Source organism: Leptothrix ochracea (genome assembly GCF_041083635.1).
GTDB classification, from domain to species: Bacteria; Pseudomonadota; Gammaproteobacteria; order Burkholderiales; family Burkholderiaceae_C; genus Sphaerotilus; species Sphaerotilus ochraceus.
In genome coordinates this window covers 96,223-114,507 of the sequence record NZ_JBFPHB010000014.1, presented here as the reverse complement: position 1 = coordinate 114,507, position 18,285 = coordinate 96,223, and the positions used below count along the sequence as shown (strand labels likewise).

Annotated in this window: 19 protein-coding genes and 1 tRNA gene; 14 read left to right on the top strand and 6 right to left on the bottom strand. The window is 57.4% G+C overall.

Going from position 1 to position 18,285, the window contains the following annotated elements:
• From AB3X39_RS06670 to AB3X39_RS06605, 14 genes are all read left to right on the top strand, one after another.
• A partial coding sequence (locus AB3X39_RS06670) for a hypothetical protein (protein ID WP_369416575.1) occupies positions 1-586 on the top strand: 586 nt, incomplete at its 5' end.
• Between the two features lie 67 nt (positions 587-653).
• Positions 654-1,175: a DUF2199 domain-containing protein gene (locus AB3X39_RS06665; protein ID WP_369416574.1), complete on the top strand. Its 522-nt coding sequence runs from the start codon at positions 654-656 to the stop codon at positions 1,173-1,175.
• A 108-nt stretch (positions 1,176-1,283) separates the two neighbouring features.
• Positions 1,284-1,604, top strand: coding sequence for a hypothetical protein (locus AB3X39_RS06660; protein WP_369416573.1), 321 nt, complete (start codon positions 1,284-1,286; stop codon positions 1,602-1,604).
• A 169-nt stretch (positions 1,605-1,773) separates the two neighbouring features.
• Positions 1,774-2,166: a DUF2628 domain-containing protein gene (locus AB3X39_RS06655; RefSeq protein ID WP_369416572.1), complete on the top strand. Its 393-nt coding sequence runs from the start codon at positions 1,774-1,776 to the stop codon at positions 2,164-2,166.
• Between the two features lie 155 nt (positions 2,167-2,321).
• Positions 2,322-2,867: a YfbM family protein gene (locus AB3X39_RS06650; RefSeq protein ID WP_369416571.1), complete on the top strand. Its 546-nt coding sequence runs from the start codon at positions 2,322-2,324 to the stop codon at positions 2,865-2,867.
• Between the two features lie 90 nt (positions 2,868-2,957).
• Positions 2,958-3,380, top strand: a complete 423-nt coding sequence (locus AB3X39_RS06645; RefSeq protein WP_369416570.1) for a hypothetical protein — start codon at positions 2,958-2,960, stop codon at positions 3,378-3,380.
• A 1,131-nt stretch (positions 3,381-4,511) separates the two neighbouring features.
• A complete protein-coding gene (locus AB3X39_RS06640) occupies positions 4,512-4,961 on the top strand; it encodes a hypothetical protein (protein ID WP_369416569.1) in 450 nt (149 codons plus the stop codon).
• Positions 4,962-4,996: 35 nt separating this feature from the next.
• Positions 4,997-5,542 (top strand): hypothetical protein, encoded by a 546-nt coding sequence (locus AB3X39_RS06635; protein ID WP_369416568.1) that lies wholly within the window; start codon positions 4,997-4,999, stop codon positions 5,540-5,542.
• 25 nt (positions 5,543-5,567) lie between these two features.
• Positions 5,568-5,993, top strand: a complete 426-nt coding sequence (locus tag AB3X39_RS06630) for a hypothetical protein (protein ID WP_369416567.1) — start codon at positions 5,568-5,570, stop codon at positions 5,991-5,993.
• Positions 5,994-6,086: 93 nt separating this feature from the next.
• Positions 6,087-6,509 (top strand): hypothetical protein, encoded by a 423-nt coding sequence (locus tag AB3X39_RS06625; RefSeq protein ID WP_369416566.1) that lies wholly within the window; start codon positions 6,087-6,089, stop codon positions 6,507-6,509.
• Positions 6,510-6,893: 384 nt separating this feature from the next.
• Entirely contained in the window at positions 6,894-7,271 is a 378-nt protein-coding gene (locus AB3X39_RS06620; RefSeq protein WP_369416565.1) for a hypothetical protein, read from the top strand.
• A 181-nt stretch (positions 7,272-7,452) separates the two neighbouring features.
• Entirely contained in the window at positions 7,453-7,761 is a 309-nt protein-coding gene (locus tag AB3X39_RS06615) for a YciI family protein (RefSeq protein ID WP_369416564.1), read from the top strand.
• A gap of 580 nt (positions 7,762-8,341) precedes the next feature.
• Positions 8,342-8,932: a GNAT family N-acetyltransferase gene (locus tag AB3X39_RS06610; RefSeq protein WP_369416563.1), complete on the top strand. Its 591-nt coding sequence runs from the start codon at positions 8,342-8,344 to the stop codon at positions 8,930-8,932.
• A 925-nt stretch (positions 8,933-9,857) separates the two neighbouring features.
• Positions 9,858-10,442, top strand: coding sequence for a YdeI/OmpD-associated family protein (locus AB3X39_RS06605; RefSeq protein ID WP_369416562.1), 585 nt, complete (start codon positions 9,858-9,860; stop codon positions 10,440-10,442).
• Positions 10,443-10,524: 82 nt separating this feature from the next.
• Here AB3X39_RS06605 and AB3X39_RS06600 read toward each other — a convergent pair.
• The 6 genes from AB3X39_RS06600 to AB3X39_RS06575 all read right to left on the bottom strand — a co-directional run bounded on the left by AB3X39_RS06600 (position 10,525) and on the right by AB3X39_RS06575 (position 18,283).
• Positions 10,525-10,600: transfer RNA gene (locus AB3X39_RS06600), tRNA-Thr, on the bottom strand.
• Between the two features lie 44 nt (positions 10,601-10,644).
• Positions 10,645-11,655 carry a class 1 fructose-bisphosphatase gene (locus AB3X39_RS06595; protein WP_369416561.1) on the bottom strand — a complete coding sequence of 337 codons (1,011 nt, stop codon included), beginning with the start codon at positions 11,653-11,655 and terminating at the stop codon, positions 10,645-10,647.
• Positions 11,656-11,761: 106 nt separating this feature from the next.
• Positions 11,762-14,458: an aminopeptidase N gene (gene pepN, locus AB3X39_RS06590; protein ID WP_369416560.1), complete on the bottom strand. Its 2,697-nt coding sequence runs from the start codon at positions 14,456-14,458 to the stop codon at positions 11,762-11,764.
• 52 nt (positions 14,459-14,510) lie between these two features.
• A protein-coding gene (gene prfB / locus AB3X39_RS06585; RefSeq protein ID WP_369416559.1) for a peptide chain release factor 2 occupies positions 14,511-15,615 on the bottom strand; the annotation gives its coding sequence in 2 pieces (ribosomal slippage) (positions 14,511-15,533 and positions 15,535-15,615; 1,104 coding nt in all).
• 35 nt (positions 15,616-15,650) lie between these two features.
• Entirely contained in the window at positions 15,651-16,925 is a 1,275-nt protein-coding gene (locus tag AB3X39_RS06580) for a serine hydrolase domain-containing protein (protein ID WP_369416558.1), read from the bottom strand.
• Positions 16,922-18,283, bottom strand: a complete 1,362-nt coding sequence (locus tag AB3X39_RS06575) for a B12-binding domain-containing radical SAM protein (protein WP_369416557.1) — start codon at positions 18,281-18,283, stop codon at positions 16,922-16,924. The genes AB3X39_RS06580 and AB3X39_RS06575 overlap by 4 nt, the downstream gene beginning before the upstream one ends.
• Between the last annotated feature and the right edge of the window lie 2 nt (positions 18,284-18,285).

Genomic DNA, 18,285 nt, shown 5'->3' with positions numbered 1-18,285 from the left:
CTCTAGGGCAAGCCGGCCTGCTATGCCGACTTGCACTTCGAAATGGTCGGCATGGGAAGGCATAACCACTCATTGCAACGGACCTGCGCCAGCAACGCTGGCTGGTCCGCTGAATTCAAACGTTAGGCGGCAAGTGATCCAACTCACATCTTTCGAAGCGCGAATACTTGAGGCGTTCCTACGCGGCAGCGAGAAGCCGCTCGCCATCTTGCGAGAACAAGCTGCCGCAGCAACGGTCGCTTCACGCAAACACACTGGCGTGGGCGCATACACAGACTTCGCCGTTCCGGAATCACTGCCAGAAGTGGCCCCCTCTGAAATGATCTTCGGAGACGTGAATGCCGAAGTTGACGGCGTCGAGAATGGAGTTGCCATCCTTCTCTACGTTGAGAAGGGCTACCTGTCATTTCTTGAGTTCGCTACCTACTTGGGCGAGTGGCCGGAAGATCCGAAACTCTCAGGGCTCGGGTACTTCAGAGAGGAACCAATGCAACCGAACGGCTTTTCCCTCATCCCGGTCACCGACCGGGACCCTCAAGCTGTGGCGAGAGCACTCAAAGGCGCGCATGGGCAGAATGCCGCCTAACCCTTCCTTCAAGCGGACCCGCCTACAGCGGTCCGCTTAAGTCAAACGTTAAGCCGCACCATCCACCATGGCCGCCATATTCGCCTTTAAATGCACCTGCTGCGGTGAGATCCATGAGGGATCTCCGAGCATTGGGTATCGAATGCCTGATCAGTACGCTTGCCTCTCCGAAGAGCAGCGCTCTGCAATGGGCAAGATCAGCAGTGACTTCTGCACCATCACCCACGATGAAGGCACGGACTATTTCATTCGCGCCGTTTTGGAGGTTCCCATCCATGGCGTTGAGGAGCCGTTCCTGTGGGGCGTGTGGGTATCGGCGAGCGAAAAGAGCTTCACTCGCTATGTGCAAACCTACGATTCGCCTGTCGAAGGCGATGGGTTTTTTGGCTGGGTTTGCAATGCGATTCCAGCGTACCCGTATGAGAATTCACGCCCGGCCGATGTAGTCGTGCAGATTGGTGGGCAGCGCCCGAAGGTAGTGCTGCACAAGGGCGAGCATGAAGACGACGCCTTGGTGATCGATCAAGTACATGGAATTTCGATTGCGCGTGCGCAGCAAATTGCGGAGCGTGCATTCCATGCTGCTTAACCACTCGCTCAACCGGACCCGCAACAGCATGCCCCCGCTAGGCCTCATTTCATTCTGGCCCAGCGGCGTCCTGCCTCTGCGTGCCGGTTAGCTCAAACGTTAGATCGCATGAAAAATATCCAAATCATCGACGGCGCAGATAATTGCGTCTACGACATTTTTGCAGCCACTGACGATGAGTTTGCGCTCATATTTCCAACGGGCGAAGACGTGGCATTCATCGATGAAGTAATGACTCGCGGGCCAAAGAGGAAGCTCGACGAAGCCTTCAACAACATATGGTCCCGGCGAATTCGAAAGTCGGACGTACAAGGTATACATGGAACACTCTTCTATGAGCTATCGCACAAGAAGCAGTACTACCCAACTCGGCGTGATGAAGACGCTGGTGAACCTGAGTGGGCCCGAGTTGCGCGAAATCGTTTGTGAGCATCGGGGGCACAGCTTGCGCTCTAACACGCTATTCAAGCCGGATTGCCTCCGGCAACCGGCTTAACCGCATCGTTAGGCCACTTCTAGCTACGACGTATATCATTCGCTAGGGGCGGCTAGAGCCACCACCACTACCGAGCAAAATCTCATTCATTCGCGATTGATCATGCTTTACTGCCAAAGCTGCAACACCGACAACAGTTCGCAAGCCACACGCTGCCAGGACTGTGGCTGCCCATATCTCTTACCGTATGCAGTGGTTCTGGCTCGGAGAGATGGAAAGCTTAAAGGCGTGAAATCTGGGTTTAACTTGCCGGCCGCGCTTTTCGGATTCGTGTGGGCTGCATATCACCGTGCGTGGAATCTTGCCCTCTTCTTGTTCCTTTTTTCGCTCGCACTTGTAGCCTTTAACTCACAGCTAGCAGCAGGAACAAATAGTCTTCTCCTAATGATCGCATTTCAGGCTGCATACATGGTCATTCGTGGGATGTACGCGAACAAATGGTTGCTTCAGGCGCTAAAGCGAAAAGGTTATTCGGAACGGACAACCCCCAACTAAGTTCTTGCACACCTATGTGCCTTAGTGCCCCAGCCTAACCGGGCGGTCAAGCGAACGCCAACAAGGGCCATGGCTTCGCCATTTTCATGGCCCTTGTTTGGTGCCCTGCGCACCTTCGGTGCTCCGGCGCCGCTTACCTCGGCGTTAGGTCTAGCATGCTCATCCGTCAGCTACTCGCCATCGTCATCTTTATGTTTGGCCTTTCATCGGCCAATGCCAGCTTGGTCTGGTCCGCAGTTGCGGTCGATCCAAACCAAATCCAGCGCTTGAAGTCAGACAACGATTTCTTTGAAGTGACGTTCGACAGTGCGCCCGAAGACAGGTCTGTCTACCTCGATAAGGCTTGGCATGGAATTCATTACCTACTCACAGGAAGTTCAACGGCTACAGCTACTTTGGCTTCGAAAGTGATCTTTGGCGGCGAGTCGTTTGGCCCGGATCAAGGTTACGGACAAGCACAGCTCTTAACACCAACTGAAGTCAAAGCGATAGCGGCTCTGCTTACCACGGAGACGCCCGAACGACTCGCTGCCCGTTACGAACCAAAAGCCTTGGAGCGTTCAGAAATCTATCCTTCCGTAATCTGGATTCGGGAGGGAAAGGAAGCGCTTGACTATGTACTCACGTTCTACAGGAAGCTCGTGAAGTTCTATCAACAGGCGGCAGAGCGAGGCGATGCTGTCATCTTTGCTGTCAACTAGACCTAACATGGCGGTCGACCTCGCTCCCTTCGGTCGCTGGACACTGCGCGATAAAGCCGCGCAGCGCCGGTCACCTCTACGTTAGCCGCCATGAACATCGCGCCACGAACAGCCATCGCGTTTGTCGCTGCAATTGCGGCTTCTGCTTGTTCGTTTGAGCTTCCGGAATTGAAGTCCGCGTCCGTTGAAAGCTATTCAAGGGGCGGTCTCATTCAATCGTGGGCACTCAACGAATCTCAACGCAATGCACTCTCGTCATGGTTCAAGCAGCATCAATCGGGTTGGTCTGCTAGCTATGTCTCGTATGCGCCAGCAATCCTAGTTCATGTTTCCTCAGCCCACGAGATCAACTCGGTAGTCAATATCCTGCCGGTGAGCAAAGTCGTGGTCTTCAACAATTCTGGTCAATACGAGCAAAAATTTGATGGATCAGAATTTCAAAAATTGCTGGACATTGTTACTCCCGTGGCGGCTAACCAATCATTCCAGCGGACCGCCTTCGGCGGCCGCTGAATTCAAACGTTAGGCCTCACACAAAACCATGCGCGCACTCCTTATAGCCATTGCAACCCTTGGCTCTCTCGCCGGAGCAGCCTCAGCCCAACCTCGTGAGTCGTTTGATTCAATCTCTATACCGTGTAGCTCAGCGCCTGCGGACGCGCGCACTGAGCTTCCGGCACAGCTCGCGCAATGGGCAACGTTCAGTTGCACGAGGTTCGGTCACGTCGTCAGCGCCGCGAAGGGATGGGTCTGGCACAACCCTCGTACGAATCGCTTTGTTCGTATCTGGTCACAGCCGAGTGATGGAAACCTTCAGGAATCAGGTCACGAGAACTACTTCAAGACACTTGAGTTCCGTCAACTCTCACCGCAAGAGGCTGAATCAGCCAATGCTGCATTGGCCGCCGAGCTCGGCGCCAAGGCGCAACAGGTCGCAGATGCCTACACATTGGTTGTTGTAGACGCGCGCGGTCGCAGCCAGACCACGAACTTCATTCGCGCTGAGGCCAATGTCAGGCTTGGCACGTTCTGGGGCTGGTCATGCACTTCGCCATGCTCCAAGCCTGAGGTCTTCATGGGTTTCAAGCCCTGAGAGTCGCCGGTGAGGCCTAACCAGTCGCTCAAGCCGACCCGCTACGGCAGGCAGCACAAACGCTCCCAGTTCTCGCACTTCAACCAATGCACTTCAACAGCCCCTCCTTCCCCTTCTTCACGGAAACGCCAGCTAGAGCTTTGACGGAAGTTGAACGTAAAGTCGTAGAGAAGTTGCTCGAGCGGCTTGAGCCACGATTCCAGCGGCAAGTAGCTAATCTGCGAGTCGTAGGGCGCTGTGGTTGCTGTCAGTGCCCGACAGTCTTCTTCTTGAAGCATGAGCCTCAAATTCAGGAACAAGACCTGACCACATACGCCGGAAGAGACGAATCCGATGGCATAGTTGCTGCCGTACTCCTCGAAAGGAACGGGCTCTTGTCACAGCTGGAGTTCTACTCAGTCGACGGTCATGATCCGTGGCAAGTACCGAGAGCTCAAGACCTTGAACCATACGCATAGTCGGGCGTCAACTCCAGTGCTGCCTAACCCTTCCTTCAAGCGGACTGGCCTTTGGCCAGCCGCTTAAGTCAAACGTTAGGCCGCAAAGTCCACATGTTCCAGTTCCTCCGCCAGTCCAAGAACGTCCTGCTGCTCAGGGATGCGGATGCATTCTGGAAGTACTGCGATGAAACGCAGCGCTTGCGACACACGCCGAAAGACAGGGCAGAGGAAGAAGAACGTCTTGATCTTCGTGCCGCTCAGAAGATCAAGATGCTTCTCGAAGAAGAGGTAGGTCCTGAAGAAGGCACCGACCCAATCCAAATGCAGAACTGGGACTGGAACGATGATCGCTGCCGCGGAGTCTCTATTCTCAAGAAGTCATTTAGCTCTGAACTGGTTTCCAAACTGCAAGCCGTTCTAGTCGGCGAGTTTGAAGACTTCCACATCATCTTGACTCTGTGCGAAGACTGGAACTCAGAAGCCTGGGGTCATCTTAAAATTGGTGCGTATCAAGTGGCAGTACAACGCAATGTCGCGCAAGCGTACGCGATTGCGGCCTAACCCCTCGCTCAAGCGGAGCGCCAACGGCAGGCCACATGAAGATCGTTCGCATCGTCTCCGCGTGCATAGCATTCTTCGTTGGTGCACTCTCGCTAATTTTTGGTCTGTTATATACGTTCGGACCAAGCTTGGCTTCAAAGACCATTGAACACAACAAGCAGATAGAACAATCGTTTCGCCTTGCCTCGCATTACGTCTCTACATTCAAGGAGACGAATGGGCGCTTGCCTTCTAAACAAGAATTTGAGAACTGGGCGTCAGGTCATCCATCAACACCATACAGCAGCCCTAACGGCATGTGGATTGAATTTAAGTCCTTTCCAGACGAGGCCATCAAAGAATTCGGTAAACCTACAGATGGATCCTACTTGTTGGTTTACTGGCGAGGTGAATGGTTCGAATATTACGCCTCATGGATAGATAGGACGTCGTTGGAATTCGATGAATCAAAATACTATGCACTCGGCAACAAATATGCAGATGGTAGTGTCGTGCTATTGCTGGGGCTGTGCGTAATCCTTCTCGGTCGCAAAATGTGGCCCAACCCATCATTCCAGCGGACCGCCTTCGGCGGCCGCTGAATTCAAACGTTATGACTCTCACATCATGAAGATAACCGTTGCAGCTTTTCTCATCTCTTCTATGGCAACGTCCGCCATTGCGAACGTCACTGATTCAACGGCGCAGCATCCGTTGTATGGAAAGTGGGCATGGACCTATGCAAAGAACAACTGTACAGAGGTGTACGACTACCGCCCAGACAATACTTCCATAGTGACTAGTGGCGAAGAGATAGGCGAGAGCCGATTTACTATTGGCGACAAGCCCGATTTGAATGGGTTCTATCGCATGACGGATGTAGTGACCAAAAGCAATGGTCGCACTGGCTGCGATGGCGAGCCGGGCGGAACGCCCGTTGGTGACTCGGCGACCAACTATATTTTTTTCAACCCCACGAAAAGCGAAATGGTCATGTGCCAAGAGCCGTCCTTTAACGCTTGCATGGGTCCGCTTCGGCGTATCTCGCCATGAGTCCTAACCCGGCGCTCAACCTCGCTCCCTTCGGTTGCTGGACGCTGCGCGATAAAGCCGCGCAGCGCCGGTCACCTCTACGTTAGGTTTCTTATGCGCATTGCAATTGTTGCCTTTGCCATTGTGCTTGCCTTATGGGCAGGTGAGTGGGTCTATCGCAGTTTCCTTCGGCCGATTGACCAACCCACAGAGCAAATGCTCGCGTTGGCGCGTCAATTCAATGACTCTGGTTTGAAGGGGCACATCTATGCTGTAAAGCATGGCTTTCGGCACTCCGAAGTTGTCGCTGCCGCTGCGTTCCAAATTGACGGTTTTCCGTTGCCTGTCTCGTTTGAACAATGCCCTACGGAGGTAGCAGCAGAAGCACACCTGCAATTTATGCAGCGTGGTCCAAACTTAATGCATCCGCAACGCAATGGATTGCTGGTCATGTACCTACCTATGTGGGGTGACGATACAGAGGCAATGGCAAGAAAGGTCACAAATGCGTTCGCTTCGCTCAAAGCCGGAACCTAACCCTACAGGAAGGCACAGCGCGGCACCGAGCCAAATGATCGAGGCTATTCGCGCGAAGCAGAGGAACTCATGAAGCGGCTTCTCCCGGAAGAACTGTCAGCGTTGCTCAACTCGGAAGTCGATGAAATCCTGCCCTCCGCAAAGCCCAAGAAGCGCCTGCCAGAAGACCTTCTTCCAACGAAGAAGGGGCGAGGTCCATGAACAATTCCTCCATGACTATCCGCTCTTCCTATGCCACTTCAGGCCCGAGCGTTTTCCCGCCGGTAAAACTGGTTCCGCCGAGAGTCTCATTCCGCCCACGAGCATTCAGCCGCGCCATAGTCTGTGGCACGCATACAGTGCGGCCTACCCCCTCGCTCAAGCGGAGCGCCAACGTTAGAACTCATGGCCAACACTGAACTGACCGCTCGTGCTTGGGTTGCCGTTCTTGCAAACCGCACCGAGCTTCCGTTCGGATCCAACCTTCGAGAGCACTTTTCACGGGCAAGAATCACTTCTCTGTGCGACTGCGGGTGCAATTCTTTTGAGTGCAAAGTTGAGCCTGACTCCTCGCTCCACCCGCTCTTTGACAGAATCGGTCCTTTGCCTTCCTTTGAAGCGGCGTTCGAGACAAATACTCAGGAGCCGGTGGACGTAATTTTCTTCACTGACGCCAACGGGTACTTGTCCGGAATCGATATCAGCCTTGGTTTATCGAACCACGCGCCAGTGCCCGAGCAGGTCCAACTCGGCAAGCTGCTCTACACCATGCCAGATCTATGAGTTCTAACACTGCGCTCACCGGACAGCCGAACACCGCCGTCCTTCGCTTCGACCGTGGCAGTGCGGCTGCCGGTTGGCTCCACGTTAGGTCGCGCAGGACCCAATGAGTTTTTTCGTAACGCAGTGTGAATACGTCAATCCCAGAATGAACCACTACCTCATCTCGTTTCCCAGTTCTGCCATGAGTCACATTTCCGATGACGACTTCCCGTCAGTAGGAGATTCAGCTCGCGCCGTGATTCGTGAGGCAAAGGCTGCCGGCGTTTATGTGTTTGGCGGTGGAATAGACGAAACAATCCCGTCGGTCCTGGTTACGGGAGAAGGCAAGATTTCTCCTGGAACATATCCGGAGACGAGTAAGTTCAATGGTGGTTTCTGTGTGCTCAAAGTACAGACACGCAAAGAGGCTGAACAATGGGCAGCAAAGATCGCGGTTGGGTGCTGGTGCGCTCAGGAACTTCGACAATTCATGTACGACCCAGAGTCATAAATGCCTGCGAGCGGCCAACACAACTTTACCGCCATCGGTGCGGCCCAACCCCTCGTTCAACCCCCGACGCGCTACGGCAGGCGGGGTTAACTCGAACGTTAGGCGCCTATGAGCAAACCTGCCCTGTCCACACTTGCGGTCCTTGCGTTAGCTTGCGGTGCCTGCTCCGCCGAGCCGCCACTTGCCTTTCCGGCGAACAGCGCGCTCGAAGTCACGATCATTTCTGGCGACGGCGAGCCAAAGCGCTGGAGCATTTCGCCACCCGACCCACGCTACACGCAAATGCACGAATGGCTCGCGCGCAATCAGAGCGGTTGGTCTGCATATCTGGCCACCCAACCGGGTCGTGGCATCCTCGTATCTGCAGGTGAACTCCATATCCAGTTTCTAAGTGCAAGTGCTTTCGCATGTCGCAGCGGCGCTTCATGCCTACAGAAGAGGATACAAGAGGCAGATTATGGGTTTCTCGTCAAGTAGCAGTTCGGGCTCCAGCGCGGCGCCTGACCTTTCCTTCAAGGGGACTCGCCTACGGCGGTCCGCTTAAGTCAAACGTTAGGTCGCACAAAAATTGGGAGAACAGGTGAAGCTCGAAAAGACAACGCTCGTCGGCACGAAGGTCAAGCTTGAGCCGCTCGCTCAGAGCCATCTGCCTGGTCTCGCTGAGGCAATCACTGACGGTGCGTTATGGGAAGTACCAGTCACCATCGTTCCTCATCCGCAAGACCTGCCTCAATTCCTGAGCAACGCCGAGACTGCCTTTCTTGCCCAAAGAGAGCTTGCGTTCGTCACCATTGACATGACCTCAGGGTCAATCGTTGGAAGCACACGGTTCCGCTGCATTGACATCCCACACAAGCGCGTCGAAATTGGCTTCACGTTCATCGCCAAGTCTTGGCAAAGAACCTACGTCAACACAGAGGCAAAATACTTGATGCTTCGTCACGCATTTGAGCAGTGGGATTTCAACCGCGTTGAGTTCCTGACCGATGTCTTAAACACAAAGTCCCGCAATGCCATATCTCGCATTGGTGCGCGAGAAGAAGGAACACTTCGCAGTCATATGGTGATGCGTGATGGTCGTATTCGAGACTCAGTCATGTTCAGTGTCATTGGCACGGAGTGGCCGCTGGTGAAACGCTCACTTGAGGTGAAGCTCGATGCAGCGACCTAACCCGTCGTTAGGTCTTTTTCCAACATCAGGCGGGAGTAAATTTTGTTCTCACGAATAGCGCAAACGCTAAATTTTCTCTACATCGCAGTCGTGCTATTCGGAATGTCCAAGGCGGAGAACGTTGGCCGTGCAAGTCTTGGAGCATCCGTGCTGGTGGCTCTCTCACTTCTTAGTATTGCGGCGTTACACAAGCCACATTTACAGCGGTTGCGGTTAGTCGCCTTGGTAGCTTCAAGCCTATTCGCTGTCCTTGTTTTTGCATGCACAGGCTTCTTGCTTTGGTGTCGCCTAGGCACGATCCCAGCTAAGCCTGTGTTCTTGGCAGCAGTGCTATTTATGGGCATGGTTCCCAGCGTCACAGCCCTAGCTCTCGCAAAATACAAAGGGTAAAAGAGTGTCCCTCCAACCCAGACCTAACCCCTCTACAAGGACTTCCCCATAAATCGATCAAATCGGTGCACTGGGTCCAACACCGCCACAGAGAACAGACTGCACATCGATGAACGGCCTTGTTGAATCCACAGCCACCATCGCATAGCTACCCGTGCAACAGGGCAAATCTCTGACCCAGTGCCCCCAAGCCGCAAAATCTTGGGGGCTTGCTGGCAAATCTTGCCCAGCAGGTGTGCGGAGATTGCCCCCGATGTTTCCGTGCTTGCCCCCAAGTCGCCGGCGCTTGTTCTCAAGCACGGCCATTTTGCCCGCAGATCATGATGATCTCGCCCCCAAGTACAGCGTGCATGGAGGCAAGTGCAGCGATCCTGCCCTCAATGTGTGCGTGGATTGGGGGCAAGCGACCGGGTTTTGCCTGTGGAATCAAGGTGGATCACCCCCAAGGCCAGAGATTGAACAGTGTCGAGCAAGACCATTGACAAGCTCAAAGATCGCATGCGACAACCGCGTTCATCTTTTCGCGAGGCCTCCGATGAACTCAACCACGGACCCTGAGCCGCTTTTGTCATTTGAGAGCGATGCGGCCTGGGCCGTGTGGCTGGCGGAGAACCATGGCGTTTCGTCAGGTGTGTGGCTGCGATTGGCGAAGAAGTCCTCGAAGACTTTGTCGGTCTCATATGCGCAAGCGATCGACGTGGCTCTGTGCTACGGATGGATCGATGGGCAGAAGAAAGGCGAGAGCGAACAGCATTGGTTGCAGCGGGTCACGCCAAGAACACGGACGAGCATCTGGTCGAAGATCAACCGTGAGAAGGCGCTCGCGTTGATCGCAAGCGGTGACATGAAGGCTGCGGGGTTCAAGGAAGTCGAGCGCGCAAAGAACGACGGCCGCTGGAAGGATGCTTACGATTCGGCCAAAAGCGCCACCGTGCCGAGCGATCTTCAGGCGGCCCTGAATCTCAACGCTGAGGCGAAGGCCTTTTTTGCGACGTTGAACGGTCAGAATCGATACGCGGTGTTGTTCAGAATACAGACGGCCAAGAAGCCCGAGACGCGCGCCAAGCGAATTCAGATGTTCGTCGAAATGCTGGGGAAGCACGAAACGCTCCACCCGTGAAAGCCCAACAGTGAAGCAAGACGCATGTTTTGACCCACAAAAACCAAACGGGCCAGCCTCTTGCGAAGCTGGCCCGTGAATTTGGTGCCGGAGAAAGGAATCGAACCCTCGACCTTCTCATTACGAATGAGCTGCTCTACCGACTGAGCTACACCGGCGAAGAACGCAATTATAGCAACAAGAAAGAGCTTTTCTTAAGCCCTTAGCTGGCGTTGCGGTGGTAATCGGTCACGACTTGAACTTCGTTGCGGGAGCCGAGGACCACGGAGACGCGTTCGTGGAGTTGCGTGGGTTGCAGATCCATGATGCGTTCAAGGCCGTTGGTGGCCATGCCGCCGGCTTGTTCGACCAAGAAGGCCATCGGGTTGGCTTCGTACATCAAACGCAGCTTGCCGGGCTTGGTGGGTTCACGGCTGTCCCAGGGGTAGAGGAACACGCCGCCACGGCACAGGATGCGATGCACGTCGGCCACCATGCTGCCGACCCAGCGCATGTTGAAGTCCTTGCCGCGCGCTCCCGACTTGCCTTCAAGGCATTCGCCGATGTAGCGCTGCACCGGCGCGGCCCAATGGCGCTGATTGGACATGTTGACGGCAAATTCCTTGGTGTTAGCCGGGATCTGCACGTTGTCGTTCGTCAGCACGAAGGTGCCTTGCTCGCGGTCAAGGGTGAACATCACCACGCCTGAGCCCACCGTCAGCACCAAGGTGGTTTGCGGACCATAGACGCAATAGCCGGCGGCGGCTTGGCGCTGACCGGCTTGAAGGAAGTCTTGATCGCTCACGCCGATCTGGCCTTCGGGCTTGGTCAGCACCGAGAAAATCGTGCCGATCGAGACATTGACGTCGATGTTGCTGGAGCCGTCGAGAGGATCAAACAGCAACAGGTATTCGCCTTGCGGGTAACGGTTCGGCACGACGTGGATGTCATCCATTTCTTCCGACGCCATGGCCGCCAAGTGGCCGCCCCATTCGTTGGCTTCGATCAGCACCTCGTTGGAGATGACGTCGAGTTTCTTTTGCACTTCGCCTTGAACGTTTTCTGTCCCAGCGCTGCCGAGGACTTCGCCCAGCGCGCCCTTGTTGACGGAAATGGCGATGCGCTTGCAAGCGCGCGCCACCACTTCGATCAGCAAACGCAGCTGCGACGGGATGTTGCCGTGCTCGCGTTGCTGTTCCACGAGATAGCGGGTCAGACTGATGTGCTGGGTCATGAAAGCTCTTTCAGCAAAGAAGGGGAGGGACAAGGTTCGGCATTGTCCCTCAGCTTTTGTCAGAAAAACGTCAGATTGAGATTTCTTGACTCAATCAGGGCTTGCCTTATGCAGCCAAAGCCCGCGAGACGATCTCGCGCACATCGGCCGACAAATCGGGCTTGGCCGCCACGCGTTGCAGCGCTTCTTGGGCCGCGCCGCGTTGTGGCTCAGCCAAGGTGCGCCAACGGTCCAAGCCCCGCGCCAAACGGGCCGCGAGCTGACGGTTGATGGCGTCGATCTCGATGACCTTCTCGGCCCAGAAGACGTAGCCGGCGGCGTCGGCGCGGTGGAAGGCGGCTGGGTTTTGCGCCAGCGCCATCAACAAGCTGCGCGCCCGGTTCGGGTTCTTGACCGAGAAATCGGGGTGCTGCGCCAAAGCCTTGACGCGGGCAAAAACCCGGCCGTTCGACTCAGGGGCCGTGGCTTGCAGGGTGAACCACTTGTCGATCACCAGCGCTTCGTCACGGAACTGGGCGTGGAAACGCGCCAGCGCCGGCTCAGCCAATTCAGCATGGGCCTGCACCAAAGCGCTCAAAGCACCCAAGCGGTCGGTCATGTTGGTGGCGTCCTTGCAGCGCTGATAAGCGCGACCCGGCCAAACGGTGTCGCCGCTGCGAGCTGCGTCGAGCACCAAGTTGGCCAAGGCCAGATTGGCCAAGGCGCGCCGACCGCTGGAGATGGCGTCAGGCGAGTAGCCGCCGGTTTGGGCGTGCTTGTCCCACACCGCCGCCCAGTCGGCATGCAAGGCTTGGGCGAGCTGGGCACGGAAGGCGTCGCGCACGCGGTGGATCGTTTGTGGGTCCACCGCCACGCCGCGCTCCACCAAACGCTCGGCCACATAGCTTTCGCTCGGCAGGGTCAGCAGCAGTTCACGGAAGGCTGCGTCCAAGCTCTCGTCGCGCAGCAGGGCTTGCATGGCGTCGATGAAGGCCGCGTCCAAGGTGGGTTCTTCGCCGTTCTGATCCGCTTGCACCGCCGCGAGCAGACGTTCCAGCCCGAGTTGCTGGCCGGCTTCCCAGCGGTTGAAGGCGTCGCTGTCATGGCGCAACAAGGTCAGCAGATCGTCTTGGCTGGCCTGGGCTTGCAAGATCACCGGGGCCGAGAAGCCGCGCAGCAGCGAAGGCACCGGTGCGCTGTCAAGGTTGATGAAGGTGAAGCTCTGGCTGGCTTCTTCCAGCACCAACAAGCGCTCGGTCGGGCTGGCAAGCGGGCCACCGACGAACTGCATCGGCAAGGCACGGCCTTCGCGGTCCAGCAAGCCCAAGGCCACCGGGATGACGAAGGGTTGCTTCTCGCTTTGGCCGGGCGTGGCCGGGCAGCTCTGGCTGAGCGTCAGGGTGTAGCGCCGGTTGTCAGCGTCGTACTCCCCGCTGGCTTGCACACGCGGCGTGCCTGATTGGGCATACCAGCGCTTGAAGGCCTCCAGCCGTGGGGCCAAGGCGCTGTCGGGGTTGGCATCGCTGATGGCTTGGGCAAAGTCGTCGCAGGTCACGGCTTGGCCGTCAAAGCGCTCAAAGTAGAGCGTCATGCCGCGTGCAAAGCCTGCGCGGCCCACCAGCGTGGCCATCATCCGCACCACTTCCGCACCCTTTTCGTAGACGGTCGAGGTGTAGAAATTGTCGATCGCTTGGTAGCTGTCCGGACGCACCGGGTGCGCCATCGGGCCGGCGTCCTCAGCGAACTGGATCTGGCGCAGCTGGCGCACGTCTTCAATGCGCTTGACCGCACGGGCCGACGGTGAGCCGGCCATGTCTTGGGTGAACTCTTGGTCGCGGTAGACCGTCAGGCCTTCTTTCAGGCTCAACTGGAACCAGTCGCGGCAGGTGACGCGGTTGCCGGTCCAGTTGTGGAAATACTCGTGGCCGACCACGGCTTCGACGTTGCCAAAGTCCACGTCGGTGGCGGTGGCCGGGTTGGCCAGAACAAACTTCGTGTTGAAGATGTTCAGGCCCTTGTTTTCCATCGCACCCATGTTGAAGTCGCTCACCGCGACGATCATGAAGCGTTCCAGATCCAGGCTCAAACCAAAGCGGGCCTCGTCCCAGATCAGCGCGGCCACCAGCGACTGCATGGCGTGCTCGGTCTTGTCCAAGTCGCCCGAGCGCACGTAGACCTGCAAGAGATGATCCTTGCCCGTGCGTGAAACCACGCGCTGCTCGCGGCAGACCAAGTTGGCGGCCACCAAGGCAAACAAGTAGCACGGCTTCGGATGCGGATCGACCCAGACGGCGTAATGCCGGCCGTGGTCCAAGTCGCCCGACTCTACCTTGTTGCCGTTCGACAGCAGCACTGGGTAGCTCTGCTTGTTGGCGCGCAAGGTGACCTTGAAGGTCGCCATCACGTCTGGGCGGTCGAGGAAGAAGGTGATGCGCCGGAAACCCTGCGCCTCGCACTGTGTGAAAAACCCGCCGCCTGAGGTGTAGAGCCCGTTCAGACGGGTGTTCTTCTCGGGCGAGCAGGTGTTGCGAATTTCGAGCTGGAAGGGCTCGCTGGGCAGGTTTTCCAGCACCAGCTGGCCGTTCTCAAGCCGGAACGAGATGCTTTGACCATTCACCTGCACCCGGGTGACGGTGATGTCTTCACCGTCGAGACGCAAAGCCTCGTGGTGGCCGGCGAACGCGCTGTTGGGTTCGACCTGCATCCGACTGATGACCAAGGTCTTGATCGGGTCGAGGTCAAAACTCAGATCCACGCTGCGGATCCAGTAAGCAGGGGCGCTATACAGCTCGCGCCGCACCAGGGTTTCAGTGCCTTCACGCATGGGTTGGCTTGCTCCGGAATGCTCGAATAAGGGGTGCAGGGCAGGGAACGGCTTAAAGCCCCTGCTTGAGGCTGGCTTCAATGAAGGCGTCGAGATCACCGTCCAGCACTTTTTGCGTGGCGCTGATTTCAACGTTGGTGCGCAGATCCTTGATGCGGCTGTTGTCCAGCACGTACGAGCGGATCTGATGGCCCCAGCCGACATCGGTTTTGGTGTCTTCAAGCTTCTGCTGCTCTTCCATGCGCTTGCGCATTTCAAAGTCATAGAGGCGCGAACGCAGGCGCTTCCAAGCCACATCACGGTTGCTATGTTGGCTGCGACCGTCTTGACACTGCACGACGATACCGGTCGGGATGTGCGTCAAGCGCACGGCCGAATCGGTCTTGTTGATGTGCTGACCCCCCGCGCCCGAAGCGCGGAACGTGTCGGTACGCACATCGGACGGATTGATGTCGATCTCGATCGAATCATCGATTTCCGGGTAAACGAAGAGCGACGCAAACGAGGTGTGCCGTCCGCCCGAGGAATCAAACGGGCTCTTGCGCACCAAGCGGTGCACGCCCGTTTCGGTGCGCAGATGACCAAAGGCATAGTCGCCTTCCACCTTGATGGTGGCGCTCTTGATGCCTGCGGTGTCACCGTCGGTGAGGTCTTCGACCGTGGCGGTGAAGCCCTTGCGTTCGGCGTACTTGAGGTACTGACGCAACAGCATGCTGGCCCAGTCACAGGCTTCGGTGCCGCCGGCGCCGGCTTGGATATCGACGAAGCAGTTCATCGGATCGGCCGGGTTCGAGAACATGCGGCGGAATTCGAGCTTCTCGATCATCGCCCGCAGCGTGGCGGCTTCGCCTTCAATGACTTCGAGCGAATCGAAATCGCTCTCGGCCTTGGTCATCTCGTACAGCTCGATGTTGTCGGCCAACTGACCGGTGAGGTGGTCGATGGTGCCGACCACTTCTTCCAGCGAGCGCTTTTCTTTACCCAGTTCTTGGGCGCGTTTGGGATCGTTCCACACGGCTGGATTTTCCAGCGCGGCGTTGACTTCACTCAGCCGATTCGACTTGTGTTCGTAGTCAAAGATACCCCCTGAGCGCGTCAGTGCGCGCTCGCAAATCGGTCAGCAGGGTGCCGATTGCATTGATACGTTCGATGTCCATGAGTGGATTCCTTGCGAATCCGCGATTTTCTCACGTCAGTCAGCCTTGCTTGAACTTTGTAAGTCCAGCGCGCTGGTGATGGCCTTGAACAAGGCCAAGGTTTCGGCCTCGCGAAAGCTCGTTTCGTCGTTGGTCGTGCCGTAACGATGGTTGGCCGAGGTCTTGGCAATCACCACTTGGTGGGCAGGATCAATGTAGATAAATTGGTTGTAGACCCCCATGGCCGTGTAGGGCCCATCCACGGCCTCGGGCACCCACCACAAATAGCCGTAGCCAAAGGGCGAATCGGCGTTGGCCCGTGCGCCGGGCAGCAGGTGTGGGGCATCCGGATGATGCGACGCCGCGATCCACGCCGCTGGCACCAGTTGCTCGCCTTGCCAGCGACCGTTTTGCAAGCAGAGCTGGCCGATGCGGGCGTAGTCGCGCAAGGTGACGTTGATGCCGCCGGCGGCAAATTCGGTGCCGGTGTCGTCCAGCAGCCAGTCGCCGTCAGCGCTCATGCCCATGCGCGACCACAGGCGTTTTTCGAGGTAGGTGGCCAGCGGTAGCACGGTGGCATGACGCAGGGCCAAGCCCAGCACCTGCACGTCCAAGCTGTTGTAGCGGTTGAAGGTGCCGGGCGCGTGCTCACGCGGCAGGGTGCGGGCAAAGTTCACCAGCGAGCCGCCCAAGGCAAAGGTGCGCCCAAAACGCATCACGTCCGAATCGCTGTTGCTGTAGTCCTCACTCCAGCGCACCCCCGAAGACATCTGCAAGGCTTGCTTGAGGCTCACGCCCTCATACGCCGTGCCAGCAAGCTCTGGAGCGTAGCGAGTCAGCGGGTCGTCGATGCTTTGGATCAAACCGTCTTGCACCGCCAAGCCGACCAGCAGCGAGACCACCGACTTGCCCACCGACCATGACATCGCGTGGCTGCTGGCGTCGTTGCCGCGCCCGTAGTGCTCATGGACGATCTGGCCGTTCCTCATCACCAGCAAGCCGGTGGTGTCGGTGTCTTCCAACAACTTGGTCGTGGATTTGCTTTGGCCGTCAAACACATAGCTGCTGGGCATGTTCAAGGCTGGGCCGATCGGCAGCACCGATTCCGGGCCGCTGCGATGAAAGACCCGCACCGGAAAGATCTGGTCCATGTGGCGGAAGTGCTCGGCCTGCTCGCTGCCGTCAAAAACATGCAACACAAACCAGATGCGCCGCAGCTCGCGCTGATACGCCCACCCGGCGATCAAGACGCCGCCAAGCAGCACCAAGGCGATGATGGCTAGACGACGGGACAGATGATGGGAGAGATGATGCGATCCGCGTGGACTCATGATCCTTGCTCCTTGGGGCTGACGCCGCCGGTTTGTCGTTGGCGGCGGAAGGCTTGTCGGCGTTGATCGGTGGCGTCTTGGCTGTAAAGATCGACCACCAAGCGCTTGAAGCCCGCGCGCAGTTCGTCGGTGCTCATCTCGGTGGGCTCGACGTTCAGATCAAACAGCGTGCAACGCTCCCACGCTTCGGGCTCAATCAATCGACCTGCTTGCAGCATCTGCTGGTAGTACGGGGTACCGGGGAAGGCGGTGGGGAGGGTGATCTGCACGTCATAAGGGGCTACGTCGGCCACGAATGCCCGTACCTGATCAAAGATCTCCGGTCCCTGACCGTCCAAGCCGATCACAAAACAAGCGTTGACCGTGATGCCGTGCGATTGGATGGTTTGAACCGCCTGGCGGTAGCTGTCAACGTGTCGCCGTTTCCAGTCACGGCGCAGCTCCAAGCCCGCCAGACCTGCGGCGTTGGGGCTTTCAAAGCCGATCAGCACTTGCGCACAGCCCGCGCGGCGCATCAAGTCGAGCAGCTCTGGGTCTTCGTGGATCGAGAGGTCACTCTCAGCAAACCAACGCACATGCCTTTCGGCCAGCGCTGGTAGCAGGGCTTTCCAGTAGCGCGCATTGACAAAGGCGTTGTCGTCGGCCAGTTCGATGAAGGCGTTGGGCCAGCGGGCACAGATGGCGTCCACTTCGGCCAAAACCCGTTCGATCGGCTTTTGCTTGTAGTGCCGTGTCAGGAGAATGGAGCTGGCGCAGAAGCTGCACTGCCACGGACAGCCTCGGCTGGTCTGGACCGTGAGGCGGTTGTAGCGCGACAGGTCCAGCAGCTCAATCGCCGGTAAGGGGGCTCGGGCCAAATCGAAGGACCGGCCACGTGCGTCGTAAAGGGGCTTGAGCTGCCCCTGTTCAGCGTCGCTAAGGAGGTCTAGCCACACAGGCTCACCTTCGCCAACCACGGCGGTGATGCCGCGCGCGATGGCCTCGTGCGGCACGCTGGTGACGTGCAAGCCACCCATCACCACGGTGATGCCTTGCTGGATGTAGTGCTCGGCCACCCGGTAGGCGTCGTGGATCTGTGCGCTCAGACTGGAGATGGCGACCAGATCCACATCGGTGGGCAAATCGAGCAAGGTCTGCTCACCAGCGTTGGGGCCGAGTGCGGTGACCTCGATGTAGCGCTGCTGGTGATGTTTGGGCGTCAAGCCTGCCAAGGTCAGCAAGCCCAAGCTGGGCAGCGAGGCAATCAGCTTGCCGCGCTCGACAAAGCCTGGCAGCGTCAGCCCCAAGGCCATGAGTTCAGGATCACAGGCTCGTACGCCACTCATGGCGATCAAGGCAATACGTAAAGAGGCTGCCATGT

What these genes read in the sequence shown, in the direction of transcription:
- AB3X39_RS06595 (WP_369416561.1), bottom strand. Translation starts at nt 11,655, where the DNA reads ATGACCCAGCACATCAGTCTGACCCGCTATCTCGTGGAACAGCAACGC.
- AB3X39_RS06575 (WP_369416557.1), bottom strand. Translation starts at nt 18,283, where the DNA reads ATGGCAGCCTCTTTACGTATTGCCTTGATCGCCATGAGTGGCGTACGA.
- AB3X39_RS06660 (WP_369416573.1), top strand. Translation starts at nt 1,284, where the DNA reads ATGAAAAATATCCAAATCATCGACGGCGCAGATAATTGCGTCTACGAC.
- AB3X39_RS06630 (WP_369416567.1), top strand. Translation starts at nt 5,568, where the DNA reads ATGAAGATAACCGTTGCAGCTTTTCTCATCTCTTCTATGGCAACGTCC.
- AB3X39_RS06580 (WP_369416558.1), bottom strand. Translation starts at nt 16,925, where the DNA reads ATGAGTCCACGCGGATCGCATCATCTCTCCCATCATCTGTCCCGTCGT.
- AB3X39_RS06640 (WP_369416569.1), top strand. Translation starts at nt 4,512, where the DNA reads ATGTTCCAGTTCCTCCGCCAGTCCAAGAACGTCCTGCTGCTCAGGGAT.
- AB3X39_RS06615 (WP_369416564.1), top strand. Translation starts at nt 7,453, where the DNA reads ATGAGTCACATTTCCGATGACGACTTCCCGTCAGTAGGAGATTCAGCT.
- AB3X39_RS06625 (WP_369416566.1), top strand. Translation starts at nt 6,087, where the DNA reads ATGCGCATTGCAATTGTTGCCTTTGCCATTGTGCTTGCCTTATGGGCA.
- AB3X39_RS06665 (WP_369416574.1), top strand. Translation starts at nt 654, where the DNA reads ATGGCCGCCATATTCGCCTTTAAATGCACCTGCTGCGGTGAGATCCAT.
- AB3X39_RS06645 (WP_369416570.1), top strand. Translation starts at nt 2,958, where the DNA reads ATGAACATCGCGCCACGAACAGCCATCGCGTTTGTCGCTGCAATTGCG.
- AB3X39_RS06655 (WP_369416572.1), top strand. Translation starts at nt 1,774, where the DNA reads ATGCTTTACTGCCAAAGCTGCAACACCGACAACAGTTCGCAAGCCACA.
- AB3X39_RS06635 (WP_369416568.1), top strand. Translation starts at nt 4,997, where the DNA reads ATGAAGATCGTTCGCATCGTCTCCGCGTGCATAGCATTCTTCGTTGGT.
- AB3X39_RS06620 (WP_369416565.1), top strand. Translation starts at nt 6,894, where the DNA reads ATGGCCAACACTGAACTGACCGCTCGTGCTTGGGTTGCCGTTCTTGCA.
- pepN (WP_369416560.1), bottom strand. Translation starts at nt 14,458, where the DNA reads ATGCGTGAAGGCACTGAAACCCTGGTGCGGCGCGAGCTGTATAGCGCC.
- AB3X39_RS06605 (WP_369416562.1), top strand. Translation starts at nt 9,858, where the DNA reads ATGAACTCAACCACGGACCCTGAGCCGCTTTTGTCATTTGAGAGCGAT.
- AB3X39_RS06650 (WP_369416571.1), top strand. Translation starts at nt 2,322, where the DNA reads ATGCTCATCCGTCAGCTACTCGCCATCGTCATCTTTATGTTTGGCCTT.